Origin of the sequence: Hyphobacterium sp. SN044 (assembly GCF_021864465.1) — a bacterium.
Lineage (GTDB): Bacteria > Pseudomonadota > Alphaproteobacteria > Caulobacterales > Maricaulaceae > Hyphobacterium.
The window spans coordinates 281,782-297,384 of the sequence record NZ_JAKKUV010000001.1 but is presented as its reverse complement, the minus strand read 5'-3'; the positions used below and the strand labels follow the sequence as shown (position 1 = coordinate 297,384).

At 64.5% G+C, this 15,603-nt stretch carries 18 protein-coding genes; 6 read left to right on the top strand and 12 right to left on the bottom strand.

All coding sequences use genetic code 11. From position 1 onward, the window contains the following. The 3 genes from flgH to L5876_RS01540 all read left to right on the top strand — a co-directional run. Positions 1-633 (top strand): flagellar basal body L-ring protein FlgH (gene flgH, locus L5876_RS01550; RefSeq protein ID WP_236954334.1); only part of this gene is annotated, 633 nt, incomplete at its 5' end. A 157-nt stretch (positions 634-790) separates the two neighbouring features. Next, positions 791-2,329, top strand: a complete 1,539-nt coding sequence (locus L5876_RS01545) for a hypothetical protein (protein WP_236954333.1) — start codon at positions 791-793, stop codon at positions 2,327-2,329. Positions 2,330-2,436: 107 nt separating this feature from the next. Continuing rightward, positions 2,437-3,993, top strand: coding sequence for a hypothetical protein (locus L5876_RS01540; protein ID WP_236954332.1), 1,557 nt, complete (start codon positions 2,437-2,439; stop codon positions 3,991-3,993). Positions 3,994-4,057: 64 nt separating this feature from the next. On the opposite strand, the gene dksA is transcribed toward L5876_RS01540, so the two are convergent. From dksA to L5876_RS01525, 3 genes are all read right to left on the bottom strand, one after another. After that, on the bottom strand, positions 4,058-4,495 hold the full coding sequence (gene dksA / locus L5876_RS01535) for an RNA polymerase-binding protein DksA (protein WP_236954331.1): 438 nt from the start codon (positions 4,493-4,495) through the stop codon (positions 4,058-4,060). Positions 4,496-4,634: 139 nt separating this feature from the next. Next, a complete protein-coding gene (locus tag L5876_RS01530) occupies positions 4,635-5,048 on the bottom strand; it encodes a flagellar assembly protein FliX (RefSeq protein WP_236954330.1) in 414 nt (137 codons plus the stop codon). After that, positions 5,045-5,284 (bottom strand): hypothetical protein, encoded by a 240-nt coding sequence (locus L5876_RS01525; RefSeq protein ID WP_236954329.1) that lies wholly within the window; start codon positions 5,282-5,284, stop codon positions 5,045-5,047. The genes L5876_RS01530 and L5876_RS01525 overlap by 4 nt, the downstream gene beginning before the upstream one ends. 15 nt (positions 5,285-5,299) lie before the next feature. Here L5876_RS01525 and L5876_RS01520 point away from each other — a divergent pair, with 15 nt between their 5' ends. Genes L5876_RS01520 through L5876_RS01510 form a run of 3 tightly spaced genes read left to right on the top strand, consistent with a single transcriptional unit; the run spans position 5,300 to position 7,201 of the window. Then, positions 5,300-6,415 carry a flagellar basal body P-ring protein FlgI gene (locus L5876_RS01520; RefSeq protein ID WP_236954328.1) on the top strand — a complete coding sequence of 372 codons (1,116 nt, stop codon included), beginning with the start codon at positions 5,300-5,302 and terminating at the stop codon, positions 6,413-6,415. Positions 6,416-6,428: 13 nt separating this feature from the next. Then, positions 6,429-6,755: a rod-binding protein gene (locus tag L5876_RS01515; protein WP_236954327.1), complete on the top strand. Its 327-nt coding sequence runs from the start codon at positions 6,429-6,431 to the stop codon at positions 6,753-6,755. Further along, entirely contained in the window at positions 6,752-7,201 is a 450-nt protein-coding gene (locus L5876_RS01510) for a flagellar basal-body protein FlbY (RefSeq protein WP_236954326.1), read from the top strand. The genes L5876_RS01515 and L5876_RS01510 overlap by 4 nt, the downstream gene beginning before the upstream one ends. Here the strand turns inward: L5876_RS01510 and L5876_RS01505 are convergent. The 9 genes from L5876_RS01505 to L5876_RS01470 form a co-directional block, all read right to left on the bottom strand. Next, positions 7,185-7,433: a cold-shock protein gene (locus L5876_RS01505; protein ID WP_236954325.1), complete on the bottom strand. Its 249-nt coding sequence runs from the start codon at positions 7,431-7,433 to the stop codon at positions 7,185-7,187. The two genes, L5876_RS01510 and L5876_RS01505, sit on opposite strands and share 17 nt — an antisense overlap. Positions 7,434-7,708: 275 nt before the next feature. Beyond that, the gene (locus tag L5876_RS01500) at positions 7,709-10,438 is read right to left on the bottom strand and encodes a hypothetical protein (protein ID WP_236954324.1); all 2,730 of its coding nucleotides are present in this window, start codon (positions 10,436-10,438) and stop codon (positions 7,709-7,711) included. Between the two features lie 101 nt (positions 10,439-10,539). Then, positions 10,540-10,842 (bottom strand): HigA family addiction module antitoxin, encoded by a 303-nt coding sequence (locus L5876_RS01495; protein ID WP_236954323.1) that lies wholly within the window; start codon positions 10,840-10,842, stop codon positions 10,540-10,542. Positions 10,843-10,880: 38 nt separating this feature from the next. Then, positions 10,881-11,162: a type II toxin-antitoxin system RelE/ParE family toxin gene (locus tag L5876_RS01490; RefSeq protein ID WP_236954322.1), complete on the bottom strand. Its 282-nt coding sequence runs from the start codon at positions 11,160-11,162 to the stop codon at positions 10,881-10,883. A gap of 80 nt (positions 11,163-11,242) precedes the next feature. Continuing rightward, entirely contained in the window at positions 11,243-12,028 is a 786-nt protein-coding gene (locus L5876_RS01485; protein WP_236954321.1) for a glycosyltransferase family protein, read from the bottom strand. A gap of 77 nt (positions 12,029-12,105) precedes the next feature. After that, positions 12,106-12,237, bottom strand: coding sequence for a hypothetical protein (locus tag L5876_RS14725; RefSeq protein ID WP_272906790.1), 132 nt, complete (start codon positions 12,235-12,237; stop codon positions 12,106-12,108). Further along, entirely contained in the window at positions 12,224-13,240 is a 1,017-nt protein-coding gene (cydB, locus tag L5876_RS01480) for a cytochrome d ubiquinol oxidase subunit II (RefSeq protein WP_236954320.1), read from the bottom strand. Before cydB ends, L5876_RS14725 begins: the two co-directional genes overlap by 14 nt. A gap of 2 nt (positions 13,241-13,242) precedes the next feature. After that, positions 13,243-14,622 carry a cytochrome ubiquinol oxidase subunit I gene (locus L5876_RS01475; RefSeq protein ID WP_236954319.1) on the bottom strand — a complete coding sequence of 460 codons (1,380 nt, stop codon included), beginning with the start codon at positions 14,620-14,622 and terminating at the stop codon, positions 13,243-13,245. 93 nt (positions 14,623-14,715) lie between these two features. Beyond that, complete coding sequence (locus tag L5876_RS01470) at positions 14,716-15,483, bottom strand: cytidylyltransferase domain-containing protein (RefSeq protein WP_236954318.1); 768 nt, start codon at positions 15,481-15,483, stop codon at positions 14,716-14,718. Positions 15,484-15,603 lie beyond the last annotated feature (120 nt).

Below are 15,603 nucleotides of genomic sequence, written 5' to 3'. Positions count from 1 at the left end.
ATCGCGCCCTACGCCCAGCCGGACTACAGCCCGTCGCGCGCGCAGCGGCAGGCCAACGCCCAGGCCAGCGGCGGCCGCAACTCACTGTGGGCGGCGGGCAGCCGCACCTTCTTCGGCGATCCGCGCGCCAATGCCCCGGGTGACATCCTGACCGTGATGATCAACATCGCCGACAATGCCCAGGTCCAGAACACGACCTCGCGGAACCGCACCTCGAACGCGGACAGCGATCTGACGAATTTCCTCGGCGGGGAAGCTGCGCTCTCGTCCTTCTTCAACGACGCGATCGACCCGTCCTCGATCACCAGTTTCGGCGGATCGAGCGGCGTGAACGGCACCGGCTCGGTCAACCGCGCGGAGACGATCAACCTCTCCATCGCCGCGGTCGTGGCGCAGACCCTGCCGAACGGCAATCTGGTCATCGCGGGCCGCCAGGAAGTGCGGATCAACAACGAGATCCGCGAGCTTCTGATCTCCGGCGTCGTGCGCCCGGAAGACATCAACTCGGACAACACGATCCGTCACACCCAGATCGCCGAGGCGCGCATCTCCTATGGCGGGCGCGGGCATATTTCCGACGTGCAGCGCCCCGGCATCGGCCAGGAAATCTACGACATCCTCTGGCCCTTCTGATTTCCCGAATCCCGGCGCACCGCCGGTACACGCCCACCACCCAAGTGGCGCACCTGGCCCCTGCGACTCCGGTCGCAGGGGTATTTTTTGGTTTCAAGTAGGCTGCCCCGGGAAACTGATCTAGGCTTGCGGTTCGAAAAGATGCACGGAGAGCGTCATGTTCCGGCCGATCCTCATTGCGATTGCGTTCGCAATGGCCTTCCCGGCCTTCGCCCTGGCGCAGGCGCAATTGCTCCGGTCGTATCTTCCGGCAACGCGAACGATCCATGTCGATGAATGGGGCACGGTGTTCGTGGCGCTCACGAATTCCGGCGATGTTGATTTCACCCAATGCGTGATCGGACGTTCGCCTTCCTGGTTCGGATCTGATCCGAACATCGACGTTCAGGAGATTGACTCAAGCGGTGCCATCATTCCCGGGACCCGCTATCAGCCCTTCACGCTCGATCGGGGGCAGACCCGCCATTTCCTCCTCGGCCTGCGTGCTCCTGCCAGCAATTTCGACGAGGGCGAAACCGTGCATCAGTACGGGGGTTATGCCACTGCAATCTGTAGCGCCCCGGGTGTCGCCGTTACCCCTGTTGTCAACAGCGTGTCCGAACTGAACTTCTCCGTTCACAGCGACCGGCGTCCTCCCGACGTTATCCCCGTGATCGTTTCGCCAAGCGCCGACGGCGTGGTGCGGATCAACCCGCAGACCGGCCGCGGCGTCGCTGCGATCGCGGCCATCAATGCTGGCACCGCGGCAGACTTCACATTCAGCATGGATGTGATCGCCGACATGCAGGCGCTGGCCTGCCTCACCGACAGCATCGGCACCTGCCTTGCGCCGCGCTCCGAGACGCTGAGCTTCCGGATGGAGACAGGGCAGAGCGTGCTGATCAGCATTCTCGTCACGGACGGCCCGACGACACGCACGCCCTTCCTGCCGGCGACGGCCCGTCTGTGGGCCAATTTCGACGAGGTTCGCGAGGGCGGTTCCGGCACGCGCAACCGAACCTCGATCGCCCTGACGGATTTGGGTCAGGACCAACCCCTGGATTCTGTTGTCGGCCAATGGCGGTTCGGTTCCGACTACGGAAACAACATATTGAACCTGCAGCAGGACGGTCGCTACATCACATTCTCGTCGCTTCACGTCGCCGGACAGCAGGCCGGGTTCAACGCCGTGTCGATGGGCCGCTACACGGTCTCCGCGACTGCCGATGCGTTTTCGCTGACAGCGACGCCCGACGACGATTTCCCCAGCTACACCGCCTTCACCGCCACGATCCGCCGTTCCGACGGCCTGATGGTCAGGAATACGGGTGTGCTGCATCGCGGATTCCAGATCGATGCGAGCTTGCCGGCCAGTGTGGCAGGCGAATATATCGGCATTCCCGAGGGCCGCTCGATCTCCGCCCCGCTCGACCCGAACTATCCGCGCGTGGCGGTTACGGCGAACGGTCAGATTTCCGGCAGCTTCATCGACTCCCTGTCCGACTACGCTGACCGGGGGCGGACCTGCGCCATTACCGGCTCCATCGGCGGGCCGGTGACACTCAACGGTTGCGCGATTGCCGGCGCGGGGCACTCGGCCAGCCTCCACTTCATCGAGGACAGCGCGGATTCGCAAAGCGCGCTTTCGCTCTACCTCGTCCTCGACAACGGCACGGTTCGCCGCGAATTCGGACTGCACGCGCCGAGCCTGCGTTAAGACACGATCGCCGCCGTTCGACGATCAGTTTGGGCACTTTACGGTTTCAGCGCACCCGATCGATCACTTATACTTGCACGGCAGCAACGGCGCTGGAGGCTGCAGTGATGAGAATACTGATACTGGCCTTGCTAAGCTTGTCGCTCGGTGCATCCGCCTATGCACAGGAAGAGCGGCTGGTTCGTTCCTTCCTGCCGTCGTCCCGGTCAGTTGCGGCAGATGACTGGGCAACCGTTTTCATGGCCTGGACCAATGCGGGAGACGGGAATGCGGCGAACTGCACGATCCGCATGAACCCGTCGCAACTGACCCCGCCAAACGATTTCTTCGTGCACGAAATCGATGAGAGCGGGGCTTTCCTGCTCAACCAGACACGGCAGGTCTTCGATTTGCCGGCAGGGACCACCCGGCACTTCATCATCGGCATTCAGCCCCGGCCCGGTGCGTTCAACAGCGACTGGTTCGGCACCGGCGATGTCATCAATTATGGGCCTTACTTCTATCATTACTGCACCGAGACAGCATCAGGGACGGTTTCATCGGCACTCGGCACCGACGCTGCCAGCCTCGACATTTTCGGATTCGGCGAACGGGCGCCCGCGGACATCCTTCCCGTGATCGTCACCCCGAGCGGCGACGGCATCCTGCGCATCGACCCGGAGACGGGTATCGGACTGGCCAGTGTTGCTGCGATGAATCTCGGTGCGCCCGCCGATCTGATCTTCAATCTCGAGGCCTTCGCAGACCTGGACGTTCTCGCATGCCGATCCGACGCGAACGGCGCCTGTCTGACCCCGCGGGGTGCCGCCGTGCCGCTGTCTTTGGCGACAAACGAAATCGCCTATTTCAGTATCGTCGTCAGGGATCGCGCCCGGTCTCGTATTCCCCTCGCCCCGGCCTTCGTCCGGCTCTGGGTTCGGTTTGACGAATTGTCGGATACCGACATCGGCAGTCTTGGCAGTACGTCCGTCGCGGTCACCGACAACGGCGCGCCGGGTGAACAAGCCTCGGTCATGGGAATCTGGCGGACGGGGCTTCGCAATACGGCAATGTCCCTACGGCTGACGCCAGACGGCCGCTACATCCTCTACTCATCGCACTACAGCCCGGGACGGTCTGCAGGATATTCGCTCGAGTCGACCGGATCCTTCGTCGCCAGTCCGGGTGGTGCGATCATTTCCATCGCTGGCACGCCCGACGTCGAATTCGACAATGATGAGGGCTTTTCAGCCACCATCAATGTGAGCGACGGCATGATGACGCTCATACACCGTCAAGCCACTCAGCGCGCGGTCATGACCCGTTCGATCACGGATGTCCCGATTGCCGGCGAGTATGTCGTTCGGGAAGAGACCCACAGCCATCGAGCGCCGTTCGACCCGGACCGGCCCCGCGTCGTGATTTCCGCGAACGGCGATATTTCGGGCGAGATCCCCGACGTGCCGCCGAACCGGCCGCCGACAGGCGATTTGTGCACGATCAGCGGCAATCTCTATTCCGGGATCAATCTTTCCGGATGTTCGCTGACGTTGAACCGCCAGGCCGCGGCCTATTATCCGCTCGAGTTTTCACGCGAAACCGGAAGGGTGACGGTCGCGCATATGACGATATTGCGCGGGAATGGCATGCGTGAATTCGGACTGTACGCGCCGGACTTGAGGTAAGAGTGCAAAACAAGACCCCCGGCCGATGGCCGGGGGTTTTGAAATCTCGTGACACCGGAGCGGATCAGTCGTCGCGGTGGACGCGTTCGTTGCGCTCGTGGCGTTCCTGGGCCTCGATCGACAGCGTCGCGACCGGGCGGGCGTCGAGGCGGGCGACGCCGATCGGTTCGCCGGTTTCCTCGCAATAGCCATACGTGCCTTCGTCAATACGGCGCAGCGCGGAGTCGATCTTGGCGATCAGCTTGCGCTGGCGATCACGGGCGCGCAGCTCGAGCGACCGGTCGGTTTCGGTTGAGGCGCGATCCGCCAGATCCGGCTGGGTGCCCATGTCTTCCTGAAGTACGGACAGCGTCGTCTTGCTCTCGCGGAGGATCTCTTCCTTCCAGGCCATCAGCTTGCGGCGGAAGTATTCCTTCTGCCGCTCGTTCATGAACGGCTCGTCGGAGCTCGGCATATAGCCGGACGGAAGCTCGATCCGGGATTCCTTGACCGCAGAAGTCATCGTCCTCTCCCCTTTCGACTCTCGCCCCTCCCTCGTGAGGCGGGGCGGGAATAAGTCACGCAGCGCTTCAAGTCAACGCGCAGGCGCTGTTGCACGCATACTTCGTGCCGTCACAAATACGTCAACAAAAACAGGAGGATCAGGCGTCGTACTTGGCCAGTTCGACGGCTGCACGGACCTCGACTTCGTCGAGCATCGCCTCAAGGCGCGGATCCTGGGTTTCATCCCGGCGGCTCTTGAGGATATCCATCAGCGCGACAAGGCGCTGGCGCGGAACACCGCCCTCAAGCAGGGCCAGCTTCAGATCGTCGAGCACGTCGAGCAGGCTCATCGCCCGCTCGGTCGCCCGCTTCTTCGCTTCGCGGAAGTCCCCGACCGACTGAAGGGCGAGCAGCGCATCGACCGAATTGACGGCCGAGGCCCCGCCGGTTGCCACCGCGGCGCGCGCCGATTGCGGCGTGTCGATCGAAAAACTCTCCTCGCCCTGCTCCGAACCGGATTTCCGGCGGGTGGACGAAGTCTGTTCGGTCGGACGGGGGCCAGTGATTTTCATCGCGGGTCAGTGTCGCCGTGGATGGTTAACGCCTCGTTTGAAGCCTTGACGTGCGCCGCGTTAACAGGGGCTAAACGCGCACTGCGCGAGGCGGCAGATTTTGCCGGATCGCGCTCGGAGCGGCGGATATTGCCGCCTTGTCCGATTTCACGTGATTGATTTATCTGTCTGTTCTTGTTGCCTTTTTCTTCTCGCACGCGATGGCACACGCTTCGCAAGGCGTCACCCGGATCCACGGGAGAAACCCGACCATGCGTTTTGCGAAACCCATCCTAGCCGTCGCCCTGGCCATCGCCGGGGTATTCGTGCTGACCCTTCCGGCCCATGCCCAGACCCGCATCAAGGACATCGCCGATGTCGAAGGCGTGCGGGAGAACCAGCTGGTGGGCTACGGCCTCGTCGTCGGCCTCGACGGCACCGGGGATTCGCTGCGTAACGCCGCCTTCACCCGCCAGTCGCTGTCGGCCATGCTGGAGCGGTTCGACGTCAATACGCGCGACGCCAATCTGAACACCCGCAATACCGCCGCAGTGATGATCACTGCCCACCTGCCGCCGTTTGCCACCGCCGGGTCGCGGATCGATGTGACCGTGTCGGCCATCGGCGACGCCCAGTCGCTGCAGGGCGGCACGCTGATCGCGACCGCGCTGATGGGCGCGGACGGGCAGGTCTATGCCGTGGCGCAGGGCTCGGTCGCGGTCGGCGGTTTCGATGCCGGCGGTGAAGCCGCCAGCGTGACGCGCGGCGTGCCGACTTCGGGCCGCATCTCCAACGGGGCGCTGATCGAACGCGAGCTGCGCTTCGACATCGCGAGCCTGCCGTCCATCCGCCTGGCGCTGCGCAATCCGGATTTCACGACGGCCAGCCGCATGGCCGAGGCGATCAACGCCTATCTCGGCGCCACCGCCGCCCGGGCCACCGACCCCGCCACGGTCGAACTGTCCCGCCCCGACTATTTCGAAGGCGACATGATCGCACTGATCAGCGAGATCGAACAGTTGCGAGTCCGCCCCGACCTGCCCGCCCGCGTCGTGATCGACGAGGCGACCGGCACGATCGTGATGGGCGAGAATGTGCGCGTGTCCACCGTCGCCATCGCGCAGGGCAATCTGACCATCTCCGTCACCGAAGCCCCGCAGGTCAGCCAGCCTGGCCCGCTGGCCGACGGCGAAACCGTCGTCGTGCCGCGCACCCAGGTCGATGTGGTAGAAGACATGGCCCAACTGGGCGTGATGGAAGAAGGCGCATCGCTGCGCGATCTCGTCGACGGGCTCAATGCGCTCGGCGTCAGCCCGCGCGACATGATCGCCATCCTGCAGGCCATCAAGGCTGCAGGGGCCCTGCAGGCCGAAATCGAGGTCCTGTAACACGATGACCGGTATGCCCTCAGCCGACGCACAACTGGCCCAGGTCCTGGCGGGACGCGGCGGTGGCCGCGCGCCGGAAATGCGCCAGGTCGCCAATGAGGCCGAGGCGCGCCAGGTTGCCGAGGAATTCGAAGCCTTCTTCCTGTCGCAGATCCTGGAGCAGATGTTCACTGGCGTCGGCGAGAACAATCCGTTCGGCGGCGGATCGGGCGAACAGGCTTTCCGCGGCCTGCTGAACGAGGAATACGCCAAGGTGATGGCCCGCGCCGGCGGGCTGGGTCTCAGCGATAACCTGACGACGGAAATCCTGCGCTACCAGGAAGCGGGAGGCGACGCATGAACACGCTCGCGGCCAATTCGCCCGGCGAACGCGCCGATGCGCTGATCCGCCTGACCCGGCGGCTGACGGAATTGCTGGAAAAGGAAACCGCGCTGTTCAATGCGCGCCGTCCACTCGAGACGGAGGACTTCCAGCACGAGAAGACCCGGCTCGCGACACTCTACCGTCGTGAGATCGGCGCGGTGAAGGAAGACCCGTCGCGGCTGGCCGGGATTTCCGAAGCCGTGAAACAGTCGCTTAAGGATGTGACGGAGCGTTTTACCGAAGCGCTTCATGCCAATGGCGTGGCGGTCGATACGCTACGCGTCCTGACGGAAGGCGTGATCCGTTCGGTCGCCGAAGAGGCGGGACGCCAGCGCGATACTCTGAATGGATACGGGCCGGGCGTGACCCCCGCGCAAAAGCCGGCGGGCGCGCCCGCCTTGGCGGTCAACCGAACCGCTTGAGGCGGCCGTCGTCTTCGTTGGCGGCCATGAGAGACAGTTCCACCGCTTCGTCGCCGTGGCCGGTTTCGCGGTCGGCGACCTCGTACTGGATACGCTGACCGACCAGAAGATCGCCGATACCGCTACGCTTCACTTCGGGTGCCTGAACCAGCACGTCACGGCCACCGCCGAAGGGCGTGATGAAGCCGAAGCCCTGGTCGCAATTGTAAAACTTCACAACACCGTGCGGCATGGATCGCACTCCAGTCTTTCCGGGCACGGAGAGAAACGGACGGGCGCGCGGCGGCGATTGCGCCGTGCGGGAAGCATCGTTTTTTCTTGTGCTCGTGTTTGTAACGTCAGGCGCTGCTGACCTTTCCCGGCAGCCATCACGCGCCCTGTGCCGGACGCCTTGGCGCCTCGATCAGGTGATGGCGGCGATCTAGACGCGTAATCGGGCAGAAAGGTGACGCGTTTCCGGCGGGAAATTGAAACCTGAACTAGAATTCATGTTTCAGCGGGTAGCCGCTATGCGCCGCCCGTGAGGCGCGACAGGCCGGCCGCGTAATTCGCGTACTGCGCCTGCAAATAGGCCGGAACGGTGCCGCCGCTCCTGCCCTTCTTGTTGCCGTTCAGCAAATCCTTGACCGATTGCGGCGTGGTCAGGTCGCGATAGGCGCGCTGGATCACACTCATCGCGTCTTCCAGCGCCTTCACAGCGGTCGCGGCCTTGTCGCGTGTGTCGAGTTTCATGGCCGTTGGCAGGCCGAGCGCGAACAGGGGCGGCGCGTCGGACGTCGCGTCCTCGTTGAGGAGGGACGGCTTCTTGTGAACCGCACCGGGCTGGATGCCGAGACCCTTGAGCGCATCGCGGCCTTCTGCGCCGGCAAAGAGCTCGATGGTGACGTTTTCCTTCGGCGTGATGCGCAGCTGATCACCCGCAGACGACCGGCGCACATCTGCGGTGCCGTCGAGGACGAGCGCGGCGTTGATCTTGAAGGTCAGCGAACGGATCGTGTCGTCATTCTCGATCGTGATCTTCTTGCGGCGGCCGCCATCGACCGAGATGTAGAAATGATCGCCATCGCGCACCGAGGTGCGGTCGGTGACGACGCGGGTGTCGGAATAGGTCAGCGATCCGCGCGGCAAGCCGAGCGCCGACAACACGCTGTCACCCTCGGCGTCGACGGCGATACCGGTGCCTTCGGAAATGCCGCCGCGCCCGGAAATCTGCTGCGTCCAGCCAAGCCCGCCCGTCGCCCCGTCGATCTCCGCGACGAAGGCGTTGCGCGATCCATTGAGGGTCGAGCCCGGCAGGCTGCCGGTTGTCTTGCCGGAGACGTAAACCTTGCCGCCGGACACCTGAACGGCGGCGGCGCTGTCGTCGGCGTCGGAGCCGACGAAGGTCGTCCAGGCGACGCTGGCGCTCGCCCCGTCAGTCAGTTTCACGACCATGGCGTCGCGGCCGCCCGCATTGGCGGTGAGCGGGGCGGACGGCGCGAAGGCGGAACCCGCCGCGCCGGTCAGGTAGATGTCCGTTCCGTCAACGGCGATGCTGCCGATGCGTCCGCCATCGAGATCGCCGAGATCGGTTTCCCAGAGCGCCGCGCCGGTGCCGTCGGCGCTGGAATATTTGCGCAGGATGGCGCGGCCGTCCTCCTCGCTGGCGATCAGCAGTCCGCCATCGTCGGTGACGGCGATTGCCTTGGCGCGTTCCTCGCCGGTATCGCCGATGCGGCGCGTCCACTGGTGCGTTCCGTCAGCGGAAATCGCGCGGACATAACCGTCCCACGTCCCGCCAGCATGGGCGGCGTCGCCGAAGCCGGACCTGGCCTCCCCCGCGACATAGACCGTGCCGTCACTGCCGAGCGTGACCGACGTGGTGCGGTCGTCGGCCGTGCCACCGAAGCGCTGCAGCCACTGCTCCACGCCCGCCGTGTTGTATTTCGCAACGAAGCTGTCCTCGCCGCCGACATTCGTCGTGGTGCCGAGCGTGCCCTTGACCGTGCCGGACACGACGACATTGCCCGAGGCATCGATGGCGATGGCCGCGCCTTCGGCCTCGCCCGCCGCGCCCAGCGTGCGCGTCCAGACCACCCGTCCGGTGGAGTCGCGTTTCTGCAGGACGAGGTCGGCCTCGCCCTTGATGGTCTGGCCTTCGACGCCCGCGGACGTCTCGCCGACGACATAGACCCCGCCATCGCCGGACACGGCGGTAGCGCGCACGGTCAGCGGATTGGTTTCGGTGGTGGTCTTGGTTTCGCCGGCGTCGTTCGTGGTCTCTGTGGTGTCAGGCGTCGCTTCGATGCGGCGCGTGTAGTCGACGCTCGGGCTGCCCGAGCCCAGATCTGTCAGGCGAACGAGCTGACCGGCGCTGTCCTCGCCGATCCCCGAATTGCCTGCGAGATAGACCGCGGGCGAAGAGGCGGCCGCGGCGAAGCTGACCTGTTCGGTCAGAACGCCCTGGATGTGAAAGCCGAAATCGTTACCGGGGATGACGCCGCTGTCGTCCTTCTCGCCGATCTTCACGCGCTCGAACCGGGTCAGGATGCCGGCGGCTTCCAGCTGCGTGTTGATATGGGCGGCGATGTTGTCGAGGTTGCGGACCGTCGCACCCATGTCGGCGAGATTGATGTTGATGTCCTGGGTCGTGCCGGATTTCTTCACCGAGACGGTGAACTGGACATCGCCGGTCAGGCTGGCGACCTCGGCATCGAAATCGCCGGTGTGAATGATGCCGGTGGTATATTCCGACGTGCCGCGATTGATCGCGACCCCGCTCTCGACCTTCGAGAGCTGCTCGCCCTTCAGAAGTGTCACGCCTTCAAGGTCGAGATCGCTGAAGAAGTCGTCGAACTGCGAGACGCCCTGGGCGAAGCGGTTGTCGAGGAAGTTGCGGCGCGTGTCGGTCGTCGTCTTGTCGGCGGCTTCAAGGGCCAGCGCGTGCATGCGCCGCAGGCCCTGATACATCGCGAAGAGGTTCTTGTAGTCCGCCGACACGTCGAGATCGGCGAAGCTGCCGAGATTCTTCTCGAAGAAGATGCCGGTCGCCAGCGCCTTGCGGGACAGGCTTTCCGCGTCGGCGACCTCGCCGCGCACATCCCAGGGCGGCAGGACGCCGGACGCGCTGCCGGATTGCTGCGCATTGCCGGTGGACGCGCCGGACGGGCGCGGCGACGCGTTCGCCAGACGCACCGCGTTCTTGGCCTGATACCAGCCCTGAAGGGCCGTCAGATCGAAGCCGACAATGTCCGCCACGGAATACTCCGCCACCGATTGAAGGATCAGTGTCGCAGGGCGGGATTAGGAAAGCGTTGAGAAAGCCGGTTAATTGCCTGTACGCAAAAGCGATCAGACCGTCACTCGGCGATGGCCAGAGGAACCACTTCGCGCTCGATGGCAGAGGCCGTGTCCTTGTCGATCAAGGACAGGTCGTAAAGGCTTTGCAGGTTGAGCCAATATTCCGGCGTCGTTCCGAAAGCTCGAGACAGGCGGACCGCCATGTCACCGTCGCATCGCGCGCCCTCCAGAAGCCGCTGCAGCCTTGAACGACTGACGTTCAACCGCTTTGCGAGCGTCGGCGCCTTGATCGCATATTCCTCCATGAAATCCGCGACATGCACCCCGACGGGTTCAAGCGGCGCAGCAAACTGAATGGTCATCCCATACCCTTCCATGGAACCGGGTGGCATTTCGCCGCCTAGCGATAATCCTCAAACCGGACCTCGTGGGCATCCCCCTCCTCGAAGCGGAAAGTGATGCGGAACTGGTCGTTCACCGATACGGACCACCGCCCCTTTTTGTCACCATTGAGCAAATGGAGCCGCTGCGATGGCGGCACTTTGAGATCATCGATCCGAACGGCAGCCGCGATGCGCGCGAGTACCCGGCGTGTTCGCCCTGCCAGACCAGCCGGAAAGCCCTTCGGGATTTCGCCGCGAAAGACTTTTTCGGTTTTCGCGTCGGCGAAGCTGCGTATCACCGCGACATCCCTTCGCGGAGAATATGTACCGGAAAGCGGTACATATCAAGCCAAACGTATCGGCAACCGATACGTTCGTGTCAGACCGCCAACTTGAGCGACATCGGCGGCGTGACGATCGTGGCGGTCTCGTTTCCGGCGATCCGGTCCGCATCGATGTGCATGGCATTGATCGCGACCAGATCCGGGCGGCGGAGGCAGAGCGCGACGAGTTCGGCGGCCGACACGTTTGCTGCCCGTTCGCCAAGTTCTGCATAGATCGCCGCGCAGAAGTCGAAATCCTCGGCATAATCCACCGTCCAGCGCATCCGCGCGACGGCCCCGCCCGGGCCGGTCAGATTGGCCGTCTTCAGATCGGGATGGCTGCGCATCCAGGGCGTGACCTGTTCGCGCTGCTGAGCCCACTCCGCCTCGTGGTCGGCGCGCGCCAACAAATCGGCGGAAAACACTTCGCAGTCGAGCCCGTCGGGAAAGGCGGCGGGCATGGTATTGGCGGCATAGGCTGCCCCGGACGTGCGGTAGAGATCGACGACGCGCTGGCAGACAACCGGATCGATGAAGGGGCTGTCCCCGCTCACGCGAACCACGGTTTCGCAGGCCGCTTCGCGGGCGGCCTTGGCGTAACGCGACAGAACGTCATTCTCGCGGCCGCGCACCAGCATGTAGCCGGAATCGAGGATTTCCTCGGCCAGTTCGTCGTCGCTTTCGGTATCGGGAATGGCCGCCACGACCAGGTCAGCGGACGGGATCCGGGCACAGCGGTCGAGACAGCGCAGGATCGCACTGCGCTCCCCCAGCGCTTCGAGACTCTTGCCCTCGACATGGCGCGATCCCATGCGCGCCTGAACGATTACGGCGAGCGACATCTCCCCCTCCGCCGTTGCCAAGCGAAGTGTCGCCCGCGTAGCGCTAACGAGGGGTAAAGGTCCGCTTGCGGAGCGGTTTATTGTGCGAGCAGGAGGAGGCCACGCAGCGCATAGGCGGCCGCACCGACGGCCATCAGACTGCCGACCCAAAGGACGGCGAACCAGAACAGCCGTTTTCCAAGCGTGGTTCGGCGGTCAGTGGTAGGCACCGGCCTCGGCCTTTCCGCGGAAGATCCAGTAAACATAAGCGGTGTAGCCGAGGATGATCGGCAACATCACCGCCGTCCCCACGAGCATCAGGGCGAGCGCATTGTCCCGCGCCGCGGCCTCATGGACCGTCACGCTGAACGGTACGACATGCGGGAAGATCGAGACGGCAAGCCCGGCGAAGCCGGACAGGAACACACCGACCGTCGCCAGGTAGGCCATGTAGTCCGGCCCCTTCATCGCGAAGCGCCAGACGGCGAACGACGCAATCACGCCGAGGACGGGGATGACTGCAAACTTCGCGAACTGACCGAGATTCACGCCGCCGTCGAGCGAGATGCCCCAGCGCGCGATGATCTCGCCCCCGAGGGACAGGGTGGCGAGGCTGACCGCCCCGAGTGCGATCGCAACGGCGACGATCAGGGACCGGACCCAGGTTCGGGCGCGGCGCTGGAGTTCGCCGTCAGCCTTGAAGACCAGCCAGGCCGCGCCGAGCAGGGCATAGCCGGCAACGAGACCAGCGGCGACCAGCAGCGTGTAGGGCGTCAACCAGTCGAACGGACCGCCCGCGAAGCTGCGTCCTTCGATGGTGATGCCCTGCAGGAAGCCGCCGAGAACGAAGCCCTGCGCCACGGCGGCGACCGTGGATCCTGCCGCGAAGGCGAATGTCCACCATTTCTTGCCGGACTTTCGGCCATGAGCGCGGAATTCGAACGCCACGCCGCGGAAGATCAGCGCGGTCAGCATGATGCCGACCGGCAGATAAAGCGCCGGCATGATGATGGCGTAGGCGAGCGGGAAGGCCGCGAAGAGCCCGCCGCCACCCAGGACAAGCCAGGTCTCGTTGCCATCCCAGACCGGCGCGATGGAGGCGACCATGGTGTCGCGCTCCTTCGGGCTGGCGAGCGGGAAGAGAATGCCGACCCCGAGATCGAAGCCGTCCAGCAGGACGTAGAGCGCAACCGCCGTGGCGATGATCACCGCCCAGATGAGAGGGAGATCCATGCTCAGTCCTCCTTCACGCCAACCGAAAGCGCATCGCCGGGGGCGCCGTCGGGTTCGGGGTCTTCGCGGCCCTCGGCAATCGGGCCGTTGCCGAGAATGCGCAGGATGAAGAGCGCGCCGGCGCTGAACACGATCGCATAGGTCACCATGAAGACCAGCAGCGAGGTCGCCACCTGCCCCGCCTCGACTGGCGAGACGGCGTCAGCCGTGCGCAGGACGCCGTAGACGACAAAGGGCTGGCGCCCGACCTCCGCGGTGACCCAGCCTGCGAGGATTGCGATGAAGCCGGACGGCCCCATCGCCAGCGCGGCCCAGTGCAGAAGCGTCGCCTTGTGCGTCGTGCCGCGCCACCAGGTCCAGGCGCCCCAGAAGCCAAGCGCAATCATCAACATGCCGAGGCCCACCATCACCCGGAAGGCCCAGAAGGTGATGAAGACGGGGGGGCGGTCCTCCGCCGCGAAGGCATCGAGCCCTTCGAGCTCCGCCGATGCATCTCCTGCCACGACCCAGCTGCCGAAGCCGGGGATGCCGATCTCCAAATGGTTGGTTTCATTCTCCTGGTCGGGCCAGGCGAAAAGCAGCGTCGGCTGACCCGGCCGCGTTTCCCACCAGCCCTCCATCGCGGCAACCTTGGCCGGCTGGTATTCGTGCGCGACCTTGCCGCTCTCATGGCCGATCAGGAGCTGGGCCGGCGCGAGAATGGCAATCGTCAGGATCGCCATGCGCGCCATGATGGTGACTTCCTCGCCCGGGCGTTTGCGGATCCATTGCCAGCCCGCCGTGGCGAGGACGACCAGTGCCGTGGTGAGATAGGCTGCCGTGACCATGTGCGCGAAGCGCGACGGGAAGGACGGGTTGAAGATCACCTCCATCCAGCTGGTCGCGACGAAGCGTCCGTCTTCCATGGTGAAGCCCTGCGGGGTCTGCATCCAGGAATTCGCCGACAGGATCCAGAACGCCGAAACCAGCGTGCCGACCGCGACGATCACCGTGGAGGCGAAGTGCAGGCGCGGACCGACCAGCTTCCAGCCGAACAGCATGATGCCAAGGAAGGAGGCTTCGAGGAAAAAGGCGGTGAGGACTTCGTAGCCGAGGAGCGGTCCGAGCACGCTGCCGGTCTGATCCGCGAAGACCGACCAGTTGGTGCCGAACTGGTAGCTCATCACCACGCCCGAAACGACACCCATGCCGAAGGCGAGTGCGAAGACCTTCACCCAGAAGCGGTAGAGGGTGCGGAAGCTTTCCCGTTTCGTGAACAGGTGCAGGCCTTCCAGCACGGCAAGGAAGCTCGCCAGCCCGATGGTGAAGGACGGGAAGATGATGTGGAAGGCGATGGTGAAGGCGAACTGGAGCCGCGACAGCAACAGGGCGTCGAATTCCATGGCGAGCCTTTCGCGCGTCTGCTTTAGCGTCCCCTAAATTCATGAACCGGCGACCGGCGCCATGTGGCGCGTGATCTCGCACCCGCCGTAGGGTTATTTCACCCGAACCGGCTTTACCGCGTAGGGGCCGGTGGTCTGCGCCACGTCGCGGTTGATCGCGGCGATCTCGGGATGAGCTTCAAGGAATGCTAGCACATCCATGAGCGAAAAGTCCGGCCGGGCCGGATAGAGCGCCTCGATGATCGCGGAAACCGCCTCGAAATCGGCCTCCTCGTCGACCGATAGCCGCACGTCCGGCGCGTCTATGTCGATCGGCGTGATGCCGTTCCTGAGCCCGTTCTCCGGGTTCTTGATCCACGGCGTGACATGCTCGCGGTCATGCCTGGTGACCGCCCTTGCATGCGCCGTCATCAGCGCCTCACGCGTGAACACCTCGACCGAGGTCCCGCACGGCAGGCGCAGCTCCGGGCCGACTGTAGCGTAGTCGTACTCGTCGCGATGATCGAGAAACCAGCCGACCTGGCTGTCGACAATGCCGGGGTCCATCAGCGGGCAATCGCTGGTCACGCGAACGATGACGTCCGCCTCCGGGGCGCAGGCTTCCGCCGCGCCGGCGAAGCGCGCGAGCACATCCTGTTCCGATCCCCGGAACACAGGCAGGCCCTGCCGCGTCGCGAACGCCTCCAGCTTGTCATCGGCCGGATTCTCCGTGATCGCCAGAACCATCCTGTCGATGGTGTTCGCCCTTTGCAGACGGCGAAGCTGATGGAGCAGGAGCGGTTCTCCGAGGACCGGCATCAACACCTTGCCCGGCAGCCGCGAGGAGGTCATGCGCGCCTGAATAATCGCCGTGACGGTCATAATCGCCTTCCCGGAGCAGACTCCGTGAGAAATCGTTAACCCGGATCACCCCCAACTGGCCCACTGGACCGACTCACTTTGGGGGGCCGCGCTTGGCGCGAATCCTATTCATAGGCGCCG